The following is a 14,157-nucleotide window of genomic DNA, read 5'->3' as shown; positions in this document are numbered from 1 at the left end:
TTCACAGCAAAGGTCATGCCGTCCAACAGGCATAAACGACAAAGGCCCCGATTAAGGGGCCTTTGTTTTTTACATCAACGACTTATCAAGCAAACGGATGACGCAGAACGATGGTTTCGTTGCGGTCCGGGCCCGTCGAAATAATGTCGATCGGCGCGCCGATCAACTCTTCAACGCGTTTGATGTAGGCACGAGCATTGGCCGGCAGCTCTTCCAGGGTCTTGGCGCCCACGGTCGATTCGCTCCAGCCCGGTACTTCTTCGTACACCGGCTGCAGGCCTACGTAGCTGTCAGCATCGGTCGGCGCAACGGCATTGCCCTGCGCGTCTTTGTAGCCGACGCAGATGTTGATGGTTTCCAGACCGTCGAGTACGTCCAGCTTGGTCAGGCAGATGCCCGAGATGCTGTTCACATCGATAGCGCGACGCAGGATGACGGCGTCGAACCAGCCGCAACGACGGGCACGGCCGGTGGTAGCGCCGAACTCGTGACCCTGCTTGGCCAGGTGCGCACCGACTTCGTCAAACAGCTCGGTCGGGAACGGACCGGAACCGACGCGCGTGGTGTAGGCCTTGGTGATGCCCAGGATGTAGTCGAGGAACATCGGACCCACGCCCGAACCGGTCGCCACGCCACCAGCGGTGGTGTTGGAGCTGGTCACGTACGGGTAGGTGCCGTGGTCGATGTCGAGCAACGAACCTTGCGCGCCTTCGAACATGATGTCCTTGCCGGCACGACGCAGATCGTGCAGCTCGGCAGTCACGTCGAGCATCAGCGGCTTGAGCAGCTCAGCGTATTCCTTGCACTCGGCCAGGGTCTTTTCGAATTCGATGGCTGGTTCTTTGTAGTAACCGACCAGCATGAAGTTGTGGTAATCCACCAGTTCACGCAGCTTGTCTTCGAAGCGCGGCATGTTCAGCAGGTCGCCGACACGCAGGCCACGACGGGCAACCTTGTCTTCGTAAGCCGGGCCGATGCCGCGACCGGTGGTACCGATCTTCAGCTCGCCACGGGCCTTTTCACGGGCCTGGTCCAGCGCGACGTGGAAGGACAGGATCAGCGGGCAGGACGGGCTGATACGCAGGCGCTCGCGCACTGGTACGCCTTTCTCTTCCAGCTTGGTGATCTCGCGCAGCAGGGCGTCAGGTGCAACCACCACGCCGTTGCCGATCAGGCATTGCACGCCTTCGCGCAGCACGCCCGAAGGAATCAGGTGCAAGACGGTTTTCTCGCCGTCGATCACCAGCGTGTGACCCGCGTTGTGGCCACCCTGGTAGCGCACTACGGCGGCAGCATGTTCGGTCAGCAGATCAACGATCTTGCCTTTGCCCTCATCACCCCACTGGGTGCCCAGGACTACGACATTCTTACCCATAACACTTGTCCTCATTCGCGCAAACTTGGTGCCGGCGATGGCCGGCAGGAAAACTCAAGAAGCCAATGGCGATACTTGCCAAAGCCCGTTCTGCTGAATCAATTGCCGGTCGCAGTCCGCATCACGGGCGGCGGCCAAAGGTTGTCCAGGCAAGGCCTGAACGACACGCTGACCCTCACTGCGCAACTGGCAAACCTGCTGCCAGAGTGCCGCATCCGTACTGTCAGGCATCCAGATACCGCCAGACGGTAGCTCGATCTCAGCACGCCCCAGGGTCACCAGGGTTTTCAAATCGGTAGAGAAACCAGTCGCCGGACGGGCGCGACCGAAGTCGGCACCGATGTCATCGTAACGACCGCCCTGAGCGATGGACTGGCCAACGCCCGGCACGAACACCGCGAACACCACACCGGTGTGGTAGTGGTAGCCGCGCAACTCGCCCAGGTCGAAATACAGCGGCAGCTGAGGGAAGCGCACGGAAAGACGTTCGGCGATCGCCAGCAGATCTTCCAGCGCCGCCAGCACCGGCGCCGGCGCATTGGCCAGACGCTCGCGGGCAGCGCTCAACACTTCACGGCCGCCACACAGATCAACCAGTGCGCGCAGCATGCCCGACAGATCGGCCGGCAGGCCTTCGGTCAGGGTAATCACTTCATCGATGGCCTTGCGCTGCAGGGCATCGAACAACTGCTGCTCGACTTCACCGGACAGACCGGCGGCACGCGCCAGACCACGGTAGATGCCGACATGGCCGAGGTCCATGTGCACGTCCGGCACATCGGCCAGTTGCAGCATGGCCAGCATCAGACTGATGACTTCGACATCGCTGCTCGGGCTGGCGTCGCCGTACAGCTCGGCGCCCAGCTGGATCGGGCTGCGCGAGGACGACAATGCACGCGGCTGGGCATGCAGGACGCTGCCGGCGTAGCACAGACGGCTGGGGCCTTCGCGACGCAGGGTGTGCGCATCGATGCGCGCCACTTGCGGCGTGATGTCGGCACGGAAACCCATCTGCCGGCCCGATTGCGGGTCGATGACCTTGAAGGTACGCAGATCCAGGTCCTGGCCCGCGCCGGTCAGCAGGGATTCCAGGTACTCGATATGGGGAGTCACGACGAACTCGTAACCCCAGCTCTGGAACAGATCCAACACCTGACGACGCGCGACTTCAATGCGCGCCGCCTCCGGTGGCAGTACTTCTTCGATGCCATCTGGCAGCAGCCAGCGGTCTACCGTTGCCATTACGCCATTCCCCTTTGATCCGGGCGGCCAGCACTAGGCGAGCCTTGAGTGAAGCAGAAAATGATCGGGGCGTTCAAAACGCACGCGCATGAACGACGCAGCGAAAGGCCGGCTGGCGGCTTCGCCCATCACTTTCCTCGAAAAACGCTCGGGCTATTCAAACCCGATGTCTGCAACAAAAACAGCAATCAAACGTGCAGACGCAAAAAAGCCGGGAATTTCCCGGCTGCCGCATCATACACACGTTTTCCGAAAGGATCACCCCGCCCGAGGTTTTAGCCGCCGGGCGGGCTGATTCAGGTCAACGTCGTGTCAAGGTTTGGCTTTTTCCAGATAACGGAAGAAGTCGCTGCTTGGGTCGAGGACCAAGACGTCGGATTTGTTCGCGAAGCTTTCACGGTAGGCACGCAGGCTACGATAGAAACCGTAGAACTCCTGATCCTGACCGTAGGCCTTGGAGTAGATCGCAGCAGCCTGGGCGTCACCGTCACCGCGAACCTCTTCGGATTCACGATAGGCTTCGGCCAGCAGCACGCGGCGTTGACGATCGGCGTCGGCACGGATGCCTTCGGCCAGCTCGTTACCCTTGGCGCGGTGCTCGCGAGCTTCACGCTCACGCTCGGTGCTCATGCGTTCGAACACGCTGCGGTTCACTTCCTTCGGCAGATCGATGGCCTTGACCCGGACATCGACCACTTCGATACCCAGCTCTTTTTCCGCCATCTTGTTCAGCGACGCAGTGATGTCAGCCATCAGCGCATCACGTTCACCCGACACCACTTCGTGCAGGGTGCGCTTGCCGAACTGGTCACGCAGGCCCGATTCGAGACGACGGGACAAACGCTCGTCGGCGATCTGCTTCAGACCTGAAGTCGCGGTGTAGAAGCGCTCGGCATCTTTCACCCGCCATTTGGCGTAGGCATCGACCATCACGGCTTTCTTTTCCAGGGTCAGGAAGCGTTGCGTCGGTGCATCCAGCGTCAGCAGACGCGCGTCGAATTTGCGCACCTGGTTGACGTAAGGCACTTTCACATGCAGACCCGGCTGGACATCGGCCTGAACCACGCGACCGAATTGCAGCAGCACCGCGCGCTCGGTCTGAGCGACGATGTAGAAGCAATTCCAGCCGACCAGTACCACAACGACGCCAACGATCAGGGCGATCAGCGATTTATTGCTCATCAGCGGGTCTCCCTTGTACGCGTCTGCGGCACGTCAGTGACATGTGGCGTGACGTCCGTGTTGTTGCTGGCGGCCGAACCGGTCACCGGTGCATTACCCGAACTGTTCTGGATCATCTTGTCCAGCGGCAGGTAGAGCAGATTGCTCTGGCCGTTCTTGTTGCCGGTCACGAGGACCTTGCTGGTGTTGCTGAAGACTTCCTGCATGGTGTCCAGGTACAGACGCTCGCGGGTGACTTCAGGTGCCTTGCGATACTCGGCGACCAGTTTGGTAAAGCGATCGGCCTCACCCTTGGCGCGCGAGATAGTCTCGTCGCGATAACCGTTGGCATCTTCGATGATGCGCTGGGCCTGACCACGGGCTTCCGGCACAACGCCGTTGGCGTAGGTTTCGGCCTGGTTGCGCGAACGCTGCTCGTCTTCACGGGCGCGGATCACGTCATCGAAGGCTTCCTGTACTTCACGCGGTGCCGCTGCGCTCTGTACGTTGACCTGGGTGACGGTGATACCGGTGCGATAGGTATCGAGGAAACGTTGCAGACGCTCCTTGATTTCGCTGGCCATCAATTCACGACCTTCGGTCAGCACCTGGTCCATGGCGGTGGAACCGACCACGTGACGCAGTGCACTTTCAGTCGCGTGTTGCAGGCTGATTTCCGGCTGATCGACGTTCAGCACGAAGTCCTGCAGGTTGCTGATCTTGTACTGCACGGTCAGCGGCACTTCGACGATGTTCTCGTCTTCAGTCAGCATCTGGCCCTGCTTGGAATACGCACGCTCGCGCGTCACGTTCTCCATGTACTTCTTGTCGATCGGCGGGAAGTAGATGTTCAGACCCGGGCCGACAGTCTCGTAGTACTTGCCGAAGCGCAGCACCACGGCTTGCTCCTGCTCGTCCACCACGTAGACCGCGCTGTACAGCCAGACAGCCGCCAGCACGACCAGGCCGATGCCGAGCAGACCGCCGAAGCCGCCACTGCTGCGCCCCGACCCGCCGCCGTCATCACCGCGTTTCTTACCACCACCGAACAACCCGTTCAGGCTTTCCTGCAGCTTTCGGAAGGCCTCGTCGAGATCCGGTGGCCCCTTGCGGTCGCCGTTATTGCGGCGCTTGCCACCCCAGGGATCCTGATTATTCGAGTTGCCACCCGGCTCATTCCAAGCCATAGCGCTCTCCATCTGATAAAGCAAAGACGCACCCACGGCGCGCCGACCAATGCTACAGAATGCCTGCCGTTGCGGCACAACCGCTTTGTCAGGCTTTTATTGCAAAGTGTGTTGCTCGATGAATTCCATCGGCTGCAATCCTTCGCGGCTTACCAATCGATTAAGCTCGATCCGGGGCAAACGAACGGCCAGCAGGCTGACACCTTCTTCATCGTATTCTTCTTTCTGCACCGCACCGAGTTCGAAGAACTGCGCACGCAGCCGAGCGAATCGTTGCGGCAAGCGCAAGGTACCGACGAACAGATCACTGCCGAGCAACTCGGCGATGGCCTGTTCAAGCAATTCCAGACCGCTGCCATCCCGCGCCGAGAGCCAGACCCGTTGCGGCTTGCCATCGGCATCGCGCTGGATCTGCGGCTCGACGCCTTCGAGCAAATCGAGTTTGTTATAGACCTCGAGGATCGGCAAGTCCTGGGCACCAATCTCGCCCAGCACCACCATCACCTGCTCGATCTGCAACATGCGATCCGGTTCGGCCGCATCGATCACGTGCAGCAGCAGGTCGGAATTGCTCGACTCTTCGAGCGTAGACCGAAATGCCTCGACCAGCTTGTGTGGCAGGTGACGAATGAAGCCCACGGTATCGGCGAGGACGATCGGACCGAGGTCGTCAAGCTCCAGCCGGCGCAGGGTCGGGTCGAGCGTGGCGAACAGTTGATCGGCCGCGTACACCTCGGACTTCGTCACGTTGTTGAAGAGTGTCGATTTGCCCGCGTTGGTGTAGCCCACCAGCGAAACGGTAGGAATGTCCGCACGGGATCGGCCACGGCGCGACTGCTCGCGCTGACTGCGCACCTTCTCCAGCCGCCCCTTGATCTGACGCAGGCGAACCCGCAGCAGACGGCGGTCGGTTTCCAGCTGGGTTTCACCCGGGCCGCGCATACCGATACCGCCACCCTGACGTTCAAGGTGAGTCCAGCCGCGAACCAGCCGCGTGCTCATGTGGTCAAGCTGGGCCAGTTCGACCTGCAGCTTGCCCTCATGGGTGCGTGCGCGTTGGGCGAAAATATCGAGAATCAGCCCGGTACGGTCGATCACGCGGCACTCGAAAACACGTTCGAGGTTGCGTTCCTGACTGGGCGTGAGGATGTGATTGAAAATCACCAGATCGGCTTCTTCAGCCTTAACCAGGTCGCGCAGTTCTTCGACCTTGCCGCTGCCGATCAGATATTTGGCGGTTGGCCGATGACGCGGCACGTTAAAAAACGCGACGGTCTCGGCGCCAGCCGAATTTGCCAACTCCTGAAACTCCTGCGGATCTTCGCGCGCCTCAGGGTCCTGTCCATCCAAGTGAACGAGGATGACTCGTTCACCACCACCGTGGCGCTCAAAGAACAAAGGAGACTCCTATCAGGCGTTACCCGGCGCTGCATCGGCATCGCCCTGTTCGTTTTCGGTTGCGCTAGGCAGACGAATTGGACGAACCGGCACGACGGTCGAGATAGCGTGTTTGTAGACCATCTGGCTTACGGTGTTTTTCAGCAGGATCACGAACTGGTCGAACGACTCGATCGTCCCTTGCAGCTTGATACCGTTGACCAGGTAGATGGAAACCCCGACTTTCTCTTTACGTAAAGTGTTCAGGTAAGGGTCTTGTAGCGAATGCCCTTTTGACATGTGCCGCACTCCTTTAAGGATTCAATAATGAAAAACAGGTGAATTCAGATGGCTTCGGCCGTCACACCCCCAAGGATAGACGGCAATTGCAAGGACTCAGCTCAATATGGAGATGGTCCCAAGGTATTTCAAGGCGCGTGGCAGATTGTCGCAATCAAGACTGTCCAGCCAGTGCAAATCGTCCCAGCTGCGCAGCCAGGTAAACTGGCGTTTGGCCAATTGGCGCGTGGCGATGATGCCCCGCTCCTGCATCTGGGCCAATGTCAGCTTGCCGTCCAGGTAATCCCAGACTTGGCGGTAGCCTACCGCACGTATAGACGGCAACCCGGAATGCAGGTCACTTCTTTTACGCAGGGCTACGACCTCGTCGATGAATCCCTGTTCCAACATATTTGTGAATCTTTGTTCAATTCGCTGGTGCAGAACCTGACGATTCGCCGGAGCAATGGCCAGGTTCGCGACAGTATAGGGCAATTGTTGGCGTCCCGAAGCGGCTGCTTCAGTACTTTGCGCAGATTGTTGCTCGCGCAGGGCGGTCATGCTCTGCCCGCTGACTCGATAGACTTCCAGTGCCCGACTCAAGCGCTGCGGATCATTGGGATGAATGCGCGCCGCCGACACCGGATCGATTTGCGCCAGTTGATCGTGCAGGGCTTGCCAGCCGAGGCGTGCAGCTTCTTCCTCGATCTGCGCACGGACCTCAGGATCGGCCGCCGGCATGTCCGCCAGTCCTTCAACCAAAGCCTTGTAATAGAGCATGGTGCCGCCGACCAGCAGCGGGATCTTTCCTCGCCCAGTGATCTCGGCCATGGCCTGCAACGCGTCGCGACGAAAATCGGCAGCGGAATACGCTTCAGCAGGATCGAGAATGTCGATCAGCCGGTGCGGATATTCGGCGAGCAGTTCTTTCGAAGGTTTGGCCGTGCCGATGTCCATGCCGCGGTAGACCAGCGCCGAATCGACACTGATCAACTCGCACGGCAGCACTTTGGTCAGCTCGATGGCCAGATCGGTCTTGCCCGCAGCGGTCGGGCCCATCAGGAAAATCGCTGGAGGAAGCTGGCTCATCAACGACCGCGCAGGAACAGTTTGTCCAGATCGTCCAGACCCAGCTGGGTCCAGGTCGGTCGGCCATGGTTGCATTGACCGCTGCGTTCGGTGTTTTCCATATCACGCAGCAGGCCGTTCATTTCCGGCAGGGCCAGACGCCGGTTGGCGCGGATCGCGCCGTGGCAGGCCATGGTGCCGAGCAATTCGTTGAGGTGCGCCTGGATACGGTCGCTGGTGCCGTACTCCATCAAATCCGAAAGCACGTCGCCGACCAGTCGATTGGCTTCGGCCTGCTTGAGCAATGCGGGAATCTGCCGGATCGCCAAGGTTTCCGGCCCCAGGCGCTGCAATTCAAAACCAAGGCGCTGAAACCAAGCGGCGTGTTCTTCAGCACAATCGGCCTCGCGCTGACTCACGGCCAGCGACTCCGGCACCAGCAACGGCTGGCCACTTAGACCTTCGCTGGCCATGGCGATTTTCAGGCGCTCGTACATGATCCGCTCGTGGGCGGCATGCATGTCCACCAGCACCAGGCCATGGGCGTTCTCGGACAAAATATAGATGCCCTTGAGCTGCGCCAGTGCATAGCCGAGCGGCGGGATATCTTCCTGACCGGTTGGCAGCGCGCTGGCATTGGCTTCAGGCAGCGGCGCGAAAAACTCTTTGTAAGCGGCTTGAGCCTCGGCAGCGGGCAGCGCCGATTGCGGACGCGGCGTGTATTGATACTGATAAGCGCCGCCAGCGCTGGCCCCGGACGAAGTATTGAACACCGGCTGCGCCTGCGGCTGCTCCAGCAGCGCATTGGCGGCCAGACGCATCTCGCCTTGTGGGCCGAATTCGCCCGCCTCGATCCCGCTCGGCCGAACGATCGCCGTGGTGACCGAACCGGCCAGTTGATCTTCCGGACGCACATCGCCCAGCGCACGGTGCAGCGTGCCATACAGGAAATCGTGGACCATGCGCCCGTCACGGAAACGCACTTCGTGTTTGGTCGGGTGCACGTTGACGTCTACCGCTGCGGGATCGACCTCGAAAAACAGCGCGAAGGTCGGGTGCCGGCCATTGAACAGCACGTCGCGATAAGCCTGGCGCACGGCGTGGGCCACCAGTTTGTCGCGCACTGCTCGGCCGTTTACGAAAAAATACTGCAAGTCCGCCTGACTGCGGTTGAAGGTCGGCAAACCGACCCAGCCCCACAGGTGCAAGCCGTTGCGTTCGATCTCGATCGGCAGCGCCTGCTCAAGGAAACCTGAACCGCAGATCGCCGCCACACGCCGAGCGCGGGCTGCATCATCGTGGGCCTCGTGCAGGCTGAGGATGGTCTTGCCGTTGTGGCGCAGATGAAAAGCCACGTCGAAGCGCGCCAGCGCCAGACGCTTGATCACTTCTTGCAGGTGATCGAACTCGGTTTTTTCGGTCTTGAGGAATTTGCGCCGGGCCGGGGTGTTGAAGAACAGGTCGCGGACTTCCACCGAAGTGCCGACCGGATGCGCCGCCGGCTGCACGCGCGGCGCCATGTCCCGGCCTTCGGTCTCGACCTGCCAGGCCTGATCGGCATCGCGGGTGCGCGAGGTCAGGGTCAGACGCGCCACGGAGCTGATCGACGCCAGCGCCTCGCCACGGAAACCCAGGCTCATCACCTGCTCGAGATCTTCGAGGTTGCGAATCTTGCTGGTGGCGTGACGGGCCAGGGCCAGCGGCAGGTCATCGGCGGAAATACCGCTGCCGTCATCGCGCACGCGCAGCAGCTTGACGCCGCCCTGCTCGACATCGACGTCGATACGCTTGGCGCCGGAGTCGAGGCTGTTTTCCAGCAGCTCCTTGATCACCGAAGCCGGGCGCTCAACCACCTCACCGGCGGCAATCTGGTTCGCCAGCCGTGGGCTGAGCAGCTCGATGCGCGCCGTGTTCAGTACGTGGTTCATTCTTTCGACGCCAGTTCGGTGCCGGGAATGGTCAGATGCTGACCGACTTTCAGCTCATCGCTTTTCAGGTTGTTGGCGGCGCGCAGGGTGGCCGGCGAAACCTGATAGCGCACGCCGATCATCGCCAGGGTTTCCCCCGGGCCGACACGGTGGTCACGCGGGCCTTGGACGATCTTGCCGGAATCACGCAGCCAGGCGATGTAGGTGCCCGGTGGCGGATTCTGCTGGAAGAACTGGCGCACGCCGCTGCTGATCGAACGGGCCAACGCTTGCTGGTGGCTGGATGCGGACAGTTTGTTCGCTTCGTTGGCGTTGGAGATGAAGCCGGTTTCGACCAGGATCGACGGAATGTCCGGCGACTTCAGCACCATGAACCCGGCTTGTTCTACACGTTGTTTGTGCAGCGGCGTAACGCGGCCAATGTTGGTCAAGACCTTCTGGCCGACGTTGAGGCTGGAGGTCAGCGACGCGGTCATCGACAGGTCGAGCAACACCCCGGCGAGCATGCGGTCCTTGTCATCGAGACTGACGTTGCCGGCACCGCCGATCAGGTCGGAACGGTTTTCACTGTCGGCCAGCCAACGGGCGGTCTCGGACGTAGCGCCACGATCAGAGAGGGCGAACACCGAAGCACCGAACGCGGCTGCGGACGGCGCGGCGTCGGCGTGGATCGAGACGAACAGGTCGGCGCCCTTCTTGCGCGCGATTTCGGTACGCCCGCGCAATGGAATGAAGTAGTCGCCGGTACGGGTCAGCTCGGCGCGGAAGCCTTTCATGCCGTTGACCTGACGCTGCAGCTCGCGAGCGATCTGCAGTACCACGTCTTTTTCACGCTGGCCGCGCGAGCCGGACGCGCCCGGGTCTTCGCCACCGTGGCCGGCGTCGATAACCACGATAATGTCGCGTTTGCCGGCCGGGGCTGGCGGCAGCTTGATCGCCGGTTCGGTCGGGGTCACCGGCACTGCCGGCACGGTTGCCACCGATGGCGTCGGGGCTGGCGGCGGCGCGGCATCGGCCGGGTTGTCGAACAGATCGACCACCAGACGGTTGCCATATTGCGCGTTCGGCGCCAGCGAGAAGCTTTTCGGAGTGACGGCTTTTTTCAGGTCGATGACCACGCGCAGGTCGGTCGGTGTGCGCTGGGCCGAGCGCATCGCAGTGATCGGCGTGTTCGCGGTCTGCACGTTCAACGGCGCGCCGAGGGTGGCGCCGTTGATGTCGATCACCAGCCGGTCCGGGGCCGTCAGGGTGAAAACGCTGTGCTGCACCGGGCCGCTGAGGTCAAAGACCAGTCGCGTGTTGTCCGGCGCCCGCCACAGGCGCACGCTGTTGACCTTTGAATCGGCCACAGCGTTGACGGTTACTGCCATCAACATCAGTCCAGCGGCAGCCACCAACGCGCGAAAGCGCATACCAAACCCCATCATTTAATTGGATTCCAATGCCAAAGCGGCACACCAGGCCTCGCCACGCGAGCCCTGGGCTAAAATTTTCAGCGAACGCCCGCTGTCTTGCGGGCCAATGGTAATGGTCAGGTCGGGCTTTGGCAAAAAGCCTGCACCTTTATCGGGCCACTCGATCAGGCACAGGGCATCGTCTTCGAAGTAGTCACGGATGCCGAGAAACTCCAGCTCCTCGGGATCGACCAGGCGATACAGGTCGAAGTGGAAGGCACGAATGTCACCGATCTCGTAGGGCTCGACCAAAGTGAAGGTCGGACTTTTTACCGCGCCAACATGCCCCAAACCGCGAATGATGCCCCGCGACAGAGTGGTTTTGCCCATGCCCAGGTTGCCTTCGAGAAAAATCAGGCCGTGGCCCTGGGTGACGCGAGCGATTCGTGCGCCAAAGTCGCTCATCGCCTGTTCATCGGCCAGGTACAGGGTTACTTCAGACACGGTGCTTGCTCCTCCAACAACTGACGAATGGCTGGAATCAGATCACTGGCCGCCAGCCCACGGCCGAATTTGCCTTGTAGCATGCCGGCGTTGGCGTGCAGCCAGACGGCCAGGCATGCCGCATCGATCGCGCCCATGCCTTGGGCCAGCAAGGCGCCGGTCAGACCGGCCAGCACATCGCCGAGCCCGCCCGTGGCCATCGCCGGATGGCCCTGATGACAGAGGGCCAGACGCCCGTCTGGATGGGCGATCAGACTGCCGGCACCTTTCAGAACCACAACCGCTGAATACTTCTTGCTCAACGCCAGAGCAGCGGCCGGGCGATCGGCCTGCACTTCGGCGGTACTGATGCCAAGCAAGCGCGCCGCTTCACCCGGATGCGGGGTGATCACGCAATCCTTGGGCAACTGGACAAAATCGCTGGCCAGCAGGTTCAACGCGTCAGCGTCCCACACTTGCGGCAATGCAGCATTGGCGGCAGCCGACAACAGGGCACGGCCCCAACTGGCCTGACCGAGGCCCGGCCCGACCACCAATACCGAAACCTTTTCCAGCAGCCCCATCAGTTGATTGGCTGACGAGGTGCCGAGCGCCATCGCCTCCGGCACCCGAGTCAGCGCCGCCGGCACATGCTCTGGGCGAGTCGCCAGCGAAACCATGCCCGCGCCGCCGCGCAAGGCCATTTCCGTGCTGAGCAGAATCGCTCCACCGAACCCGTGATCGCCGCCGATCAGCAACACATGACCAAAGCGCCCCTTGTGCGAGGTCGGCGCTCGCGGCGCAAGTGCTGGGAGATTAGCGGCGCTCAGGCGCTGAGCGCAGACGGGAATGTCACTGAAAATTTCGTCGGTGGCTTGCAAGTCGTTGAACACCAGTTCGCCGATATGATCCGCCGCGTCGCCGGTCAACAACCCGATCTTCATAGCAATGAATGTCACCGTTAGATCGGCGCGGACCGCGACGCCCAGTTCACGCCCGGTATCGGCACATAGCCCTGACGGAATATCGACCGCCGCTACCGGCAAGCCGCAGGCGTTGATCGCCTTGATCGCCGATGCATAGGGCTCACGCACTTCGCCGCTCAGGCCTGTGCCGAGCAAGGCATCGAGGACGAAACCGCGCAGCTCGCTCTGCGCCTGCCAGCCTTGCACCACAACACCAGCAGCCACCGATTCGGCATGGGCCAGTGCGGCGTCGCCCTGCAAACGTTGCGGATCGCCGACGGCGAGAACGCGCACCGTCCAACCGGCCCGCAGCGCCAACCCGGCCACCAGATAACCGTCGCCGGCGTTGTTGCCGTGCCCGGCGAGCACCGTCAGTTCGTTCGCTGCCGGCCACTTGCGCACCAGTGCGCGCCACGTCGCGCGGGCGGCGCGCTGCATCAATTCGAAGCCCGGCGTGCCGGCGGCGATCAGCCGCGCGTCGAGTTCGCGCACCTGCGCGGCGCGGTACAGCGCGTCGGGTAATTCATCTTTCGTCTGCGGCATGCGTCTTCGGGCTCCGATGTCTGGCAGAATTATACGCACCTCAGCTCCGGTTTCTCTCGCCTCATGTCCGCCATCACCACAGACCTGCCCGCCCTCGCCCAATCGATCAAGGATTGGGGCCGCGAGCTGGGCTTCCAGCAAGTCGGCATCAGCGGTCTGGACCTGGCCGAACACGAGCAGCATCTGCAACGCTGGCTCGACGCCGGCTATCACGGCGAAATGGACTACATGGGCGCCCATGGCAGCAAACGCTCGCACCCCGACGAGCTGGTGCCGGGCACGTTGCGCGTGGTTTCCCTGCGCATGGACTACTTGCCGGGCGATACCGAAATGGCCAAACGCCTGGCTGAGCCGGAGAAAGCTTACGTGTCGCGTTATGCCTTGGGCCGCGATTACCACAAATTGATCCGTAAACGTGTTCAACAATTGGCCGACAGGATCCAGGCAGAGATCGGCCCGTTCGGTTTTCGTGCCTTTGTCGACAGTGCGCCAGTGCTGGAAAAAGCCATCGCCGAGCAAGCCGGGCTGGGCTGGATCGGCAAAAACACCCTTGTACTGAATCGCAAGGCCGGCAGTTATTTCTTCCTCAGCGAGCTATTCGTCGATCTGCCGCTGCCGGTGGACGAGCCGCACAGCACCGAACATTGCGGGCGCTGCACCGCGTGTCTGGATATCTGCCCGACCAACGCTTTTGTCGGCCCGTACGTGCTGGACGCCCGACGCTGCATTTCCTACCTGACCATCGAACTGAAAACCGCGATCCCGGAAGAGTTGCGACCGTTGATTGGCAATCGGGTATTCGGCTGCGATGACTGCCAGATCGTTTGCCCGTGGAACCGTTTCGCCCGACCGACCGGAGAAAGTGATTTCACGCCCCGGCACAACCTCGACAATGCTGAATTGGCAGAGCTGTTCATGTGGGATGAGGAAAAGTTCTTGAGCAGCACCGAAGGCTCGCCGTTGCGACGTGCCGGGTATGAGCGCTGGTTACGTAATCTGGCGGTGGGCCTGGGCAATGCGCCTTCAACGATTCCGGTGCTGGAAGCGTTGAAGGCGCGACGGGATTATCCGTCGGAGTTGGTTAAAGAACATGTGGAGTGGGCGCTTGAACAGCACTCCAGACTTTCACACCGATAAAAGGGCAAGCAAAGTATT

General features: G+C 61.3%; 13 protein-coding genes. 2 read left to right on the top strand and 11 right to left on the bottom strand.

Annotated elements, in window-relative coordinates:
• Nucleotides 1-85 precede the first annotated feature (85 nt).
• Both HU724_RS03570 and HU724_RS03565 read right to left on the bottom strand, forming a co-directional pair.
• Nucleotides 86-1,375, bottom strand: a complete 1,290-nt coding sequence (locus HU724_RS03570) for an adenylosuccinate synthase (RefSeq protein ID WP_016771943.1) — start codon at nucleotides 1,373-1,375, stop codon at nucleotides 86-88.
• 54 nt (nucleotides 1,376-1,429) lie between these two features.
• Nucleotides 1,430-2,617, bottom strand: a complete 1,188-nt coding sequence (locus tag HU724_RS03565; RefSeq protein WP_016771944.1) for an ATP phosphoribosyltransferase regulatory subunit — start codon at nucleotides 2,615-2,617, stop codon at nucleotides 1,430-1,432.
• A gap of 88 nt (nucleotides 2,618-2,705) precedes the next feature.
• Between HU724_RS03565 and HU724_RS03560 the strand changes: the two genes are divergently transcribed.
• Entirely contained in the window at nucleotides 2,706-2,912 is a 207-nt protein-coding gene (locus HU724_RS03560) for a hypothetical protein (protein WP_186567380.1), read from the top strand.
• Between the two features lie 17 nt (nucleotides 2,913-2,929).
• Here HU724_RS03560 and hflC read toward each other — a convergent pair whose 3' ends face one another.
• From hflC to HU724_RS03515, 9 genes are all read right to left on the bottom strand, one after another.
• On the bottom strand, nucleotides 2,930-3,799 hold the full coding sequence (gene hflC / locus HU724_RS03555; protein WP_016771945.1) for a protease modulator HflC: 870 nt from the start codon (nucleotides 3,797-3,799) through the stop codon (nucleotides 2,930-2,932).
• Nucleotides 3,799-4,965 (bottom strand): FtsH protease activity modulator HflK, encoded by a 1,167-nt coding sequence (gene hflK / locus HU724_RS03550; RefSeq protein WP_076565403.1) that lies wholly within the window; start codon nucleotides 4,963-4,965, stop codon nucleotides 3,799-3,801. Before hflK ends, hflC begins: the two co-directional genes overlap by 1 nt.
• A 96-nt stretch (nucleotides 4,966-5,061) precedes the next feature.
• Nucleotides 5,062-6,363 carry a ribosome rescue GTPase HflX gene (gene hflX, locus HU724_RS03545; protein ID WP_016771946.1) on the bottom strand — a complete coding sequence of 434 codons (1,302 nt, stop codon included), beginning with the start codon at nucleotides 6,361-6,363 and terminating at the stop codon, nucleotides 5,062-5,064.
• Nucleotides 6,364-6,375: 12 nt separating this feature from the next.
• A complete protein-coding gene (gene hfq, locus HU724_RS03540; protein WP_016771947.1) occupies nucleotides 6,376-6,642 on the bottom strand; it encodes an RNA chaperone Hfq in 267 nt (88 codons plus the stop codon).
• Nucleotides 6,643-6,738: 96 nt separating this feature from the next.
• Nucleotides 6,739-7,710, bottom strand: coding sequence for a tRNA (adenosine(37)-N6)-dimethylallyltransferase MiaA (gene miaA / locus HU724_RS03535; protein WP_122601477.1), 972 nt, complete (start codon nucleotides 7,708-7,710; stop codon nucleotides 6,739-6,741).
• Nucleotides 7,710-9,617 (bottom strand): DNA mismatch repair endonuclease MutL, encoded by a 1,908-nt coding sequence (gene mutL, locus HU724_RS03530; protein ID WP_186567382.1) that lies wholly within the window; start codon nucleotides 9,615-9,617, stop codon nucleotides 7,710-7,712. Before mutL ends, miaA begins: the two co-directional genes overlap by 1 nt.
• Nucleotides 9,614-10,993 carry an N-acetylmuramoyl-L-alanine amidase gene (locus tag HU724_RS03525; RefSeq protein WP_437180354.1) on the bottom strand — a complete coding sequence of 460 codons (1,380 nt, stop codon included), beginning with the start codon at nucleotides 10,991-10,993 and terminating at the stop codon, nucleotides 9,614-9,616. The genes mutL and HU724_RS03525 overlap by 4 nt, the downstream gene beginning before the upstream one ends.
• Nucleotides 10,994-11,044: 51 nt before the next feature.
• Nucleotides 11,045-11,515, bottom strand: a complete 471-nt coding sequence (tsaE, locus tag HU724_RS03520; protein WP_130910048.1) for a tRNA (adenosine(37)-N6)-threonylcarbamoyltransferase complex ATPase subunit type 1 TsaE — start codon at nucleotides 11,513-11,515, stop codon at nucleotides 11,045-11,047.
• Nucleotides 11,503-13,002, bottom strand: coding sequence for an NAD(P)H-hydrate dehydratase (locus tag HU724_RS03515; RefSeq protein ID WP_186567385.1), 1,500 nt, complete (start codon nucleotides 13,000-13,002; stop codon nucleotides 11,503-11,505). The genes tsaE and HU724_RS03515 overlap by 13 nt, the downstream gene beginning before the upstream one ends.
• A gap of 63 nt (nucleotides 13,003-13,065) precedes the next feature.
• On the opposite strand from HU724_RS03515, the gene queG reads away from it, so the two are divergent.
• A complete protein-coding gene (gene queG, locus HU724_RS03510; protein WP_186567388.1) occupies nucleotides 13,066-14,139 on the top strand; it encodes a tRNA epoxyqueuosine(34) reductase QueG in 1,074 nt (357 codons plus the stop codon).
• The last annotated feature ends 18 nt before the right edge of the window (nucleotides 14,140-14,157 follow it).

It is taken from the genome of Pseudomonas iranensis (assembly GCF_014268585.2).
Taxonomy (GTDB): Bacteria; Pseudomonadota; Gammaproteobacteria; order Pseudomonadales; family Pseudomonadaceae; genus Aquipseudomonas; species Aquipseudomonas iranensis.
This window is presented reverse-complemented; position numbering and strand designations above follow the sequence as displayed.

Coding starts and splice junctions, on each gene's coding strand:
- HU724_RS03570 (WP_016771943.1), bottom strand. CDS start 1,375: ATGGGTAAGAATGTCGTAGTCCTGGGCACCCAGTGGGGTGATGAGGGC.
- HU724_RS03565 (WP_016771944.1), bottom strand. CDS start 2,617: ATGGCAACGGTAGACCGCTGGCTGCTGCCAGATGGCATCGAAGAAGTA.
- HU724_RS03560 (WP_186567380.1), top strand. CDS start 2,706: ATGAACGACGCAGCGAAAGGCCGGCTGGCGGCTTCGCCCATCACTTTC.
- hflC (WP_016771945.1), bottom strand. CDS start 3,799: ATGAGCAATAAATCGCTGATCGCCCTGATCGTTGGCGTCGTTGTGGTA.
- hflK (WP_076565403.1), bottom strand. CDS start 4,965: ATGGCTTGGAATGAGCCGGGTGGCAACTCGAATAATCAGGATCCCTGG.
- hfq (WP_016771947.1), bottom strand. CDS start 6,642: ATGTCAAAAGGGCATTCGCTACAAGACCCTTACCTGAACACTTTACGT.
- miaA (WP_122601477.1), bottom strand. CDS start 7,710: ATGAGCCAGCTTCCTCCAGCGATTTTCCTGATGGGCCCGACCGCTGCG.
- mutL (WP_186567382.1), bottom strand. CDS start 9,617: ATGAACCACGTACTGAACACGGCGCGCATCGAGCTGCTCAGCCCACGG.
- HU724_RS03525 (WP_437180354.1), bottom strand. CDS start 10,993: ATGTTGATGGCAGTAACCGTCAACGCTGTGGCCGATTCAAAGGTCAAC.
- HU724_RS03515 (WP_186567385.1), bottom strand. CDS start 13,002: ATGCCGCAGACGAAAGATGAATTACCCGACGCGCTGTACCGCGCCGCG.
- queG (WP_186567388.1), top strand. CDS start 13,066: ATGTCCGCCATCACCACAGACCTGCCCGCCCTCGCCCAATCGATCAAG.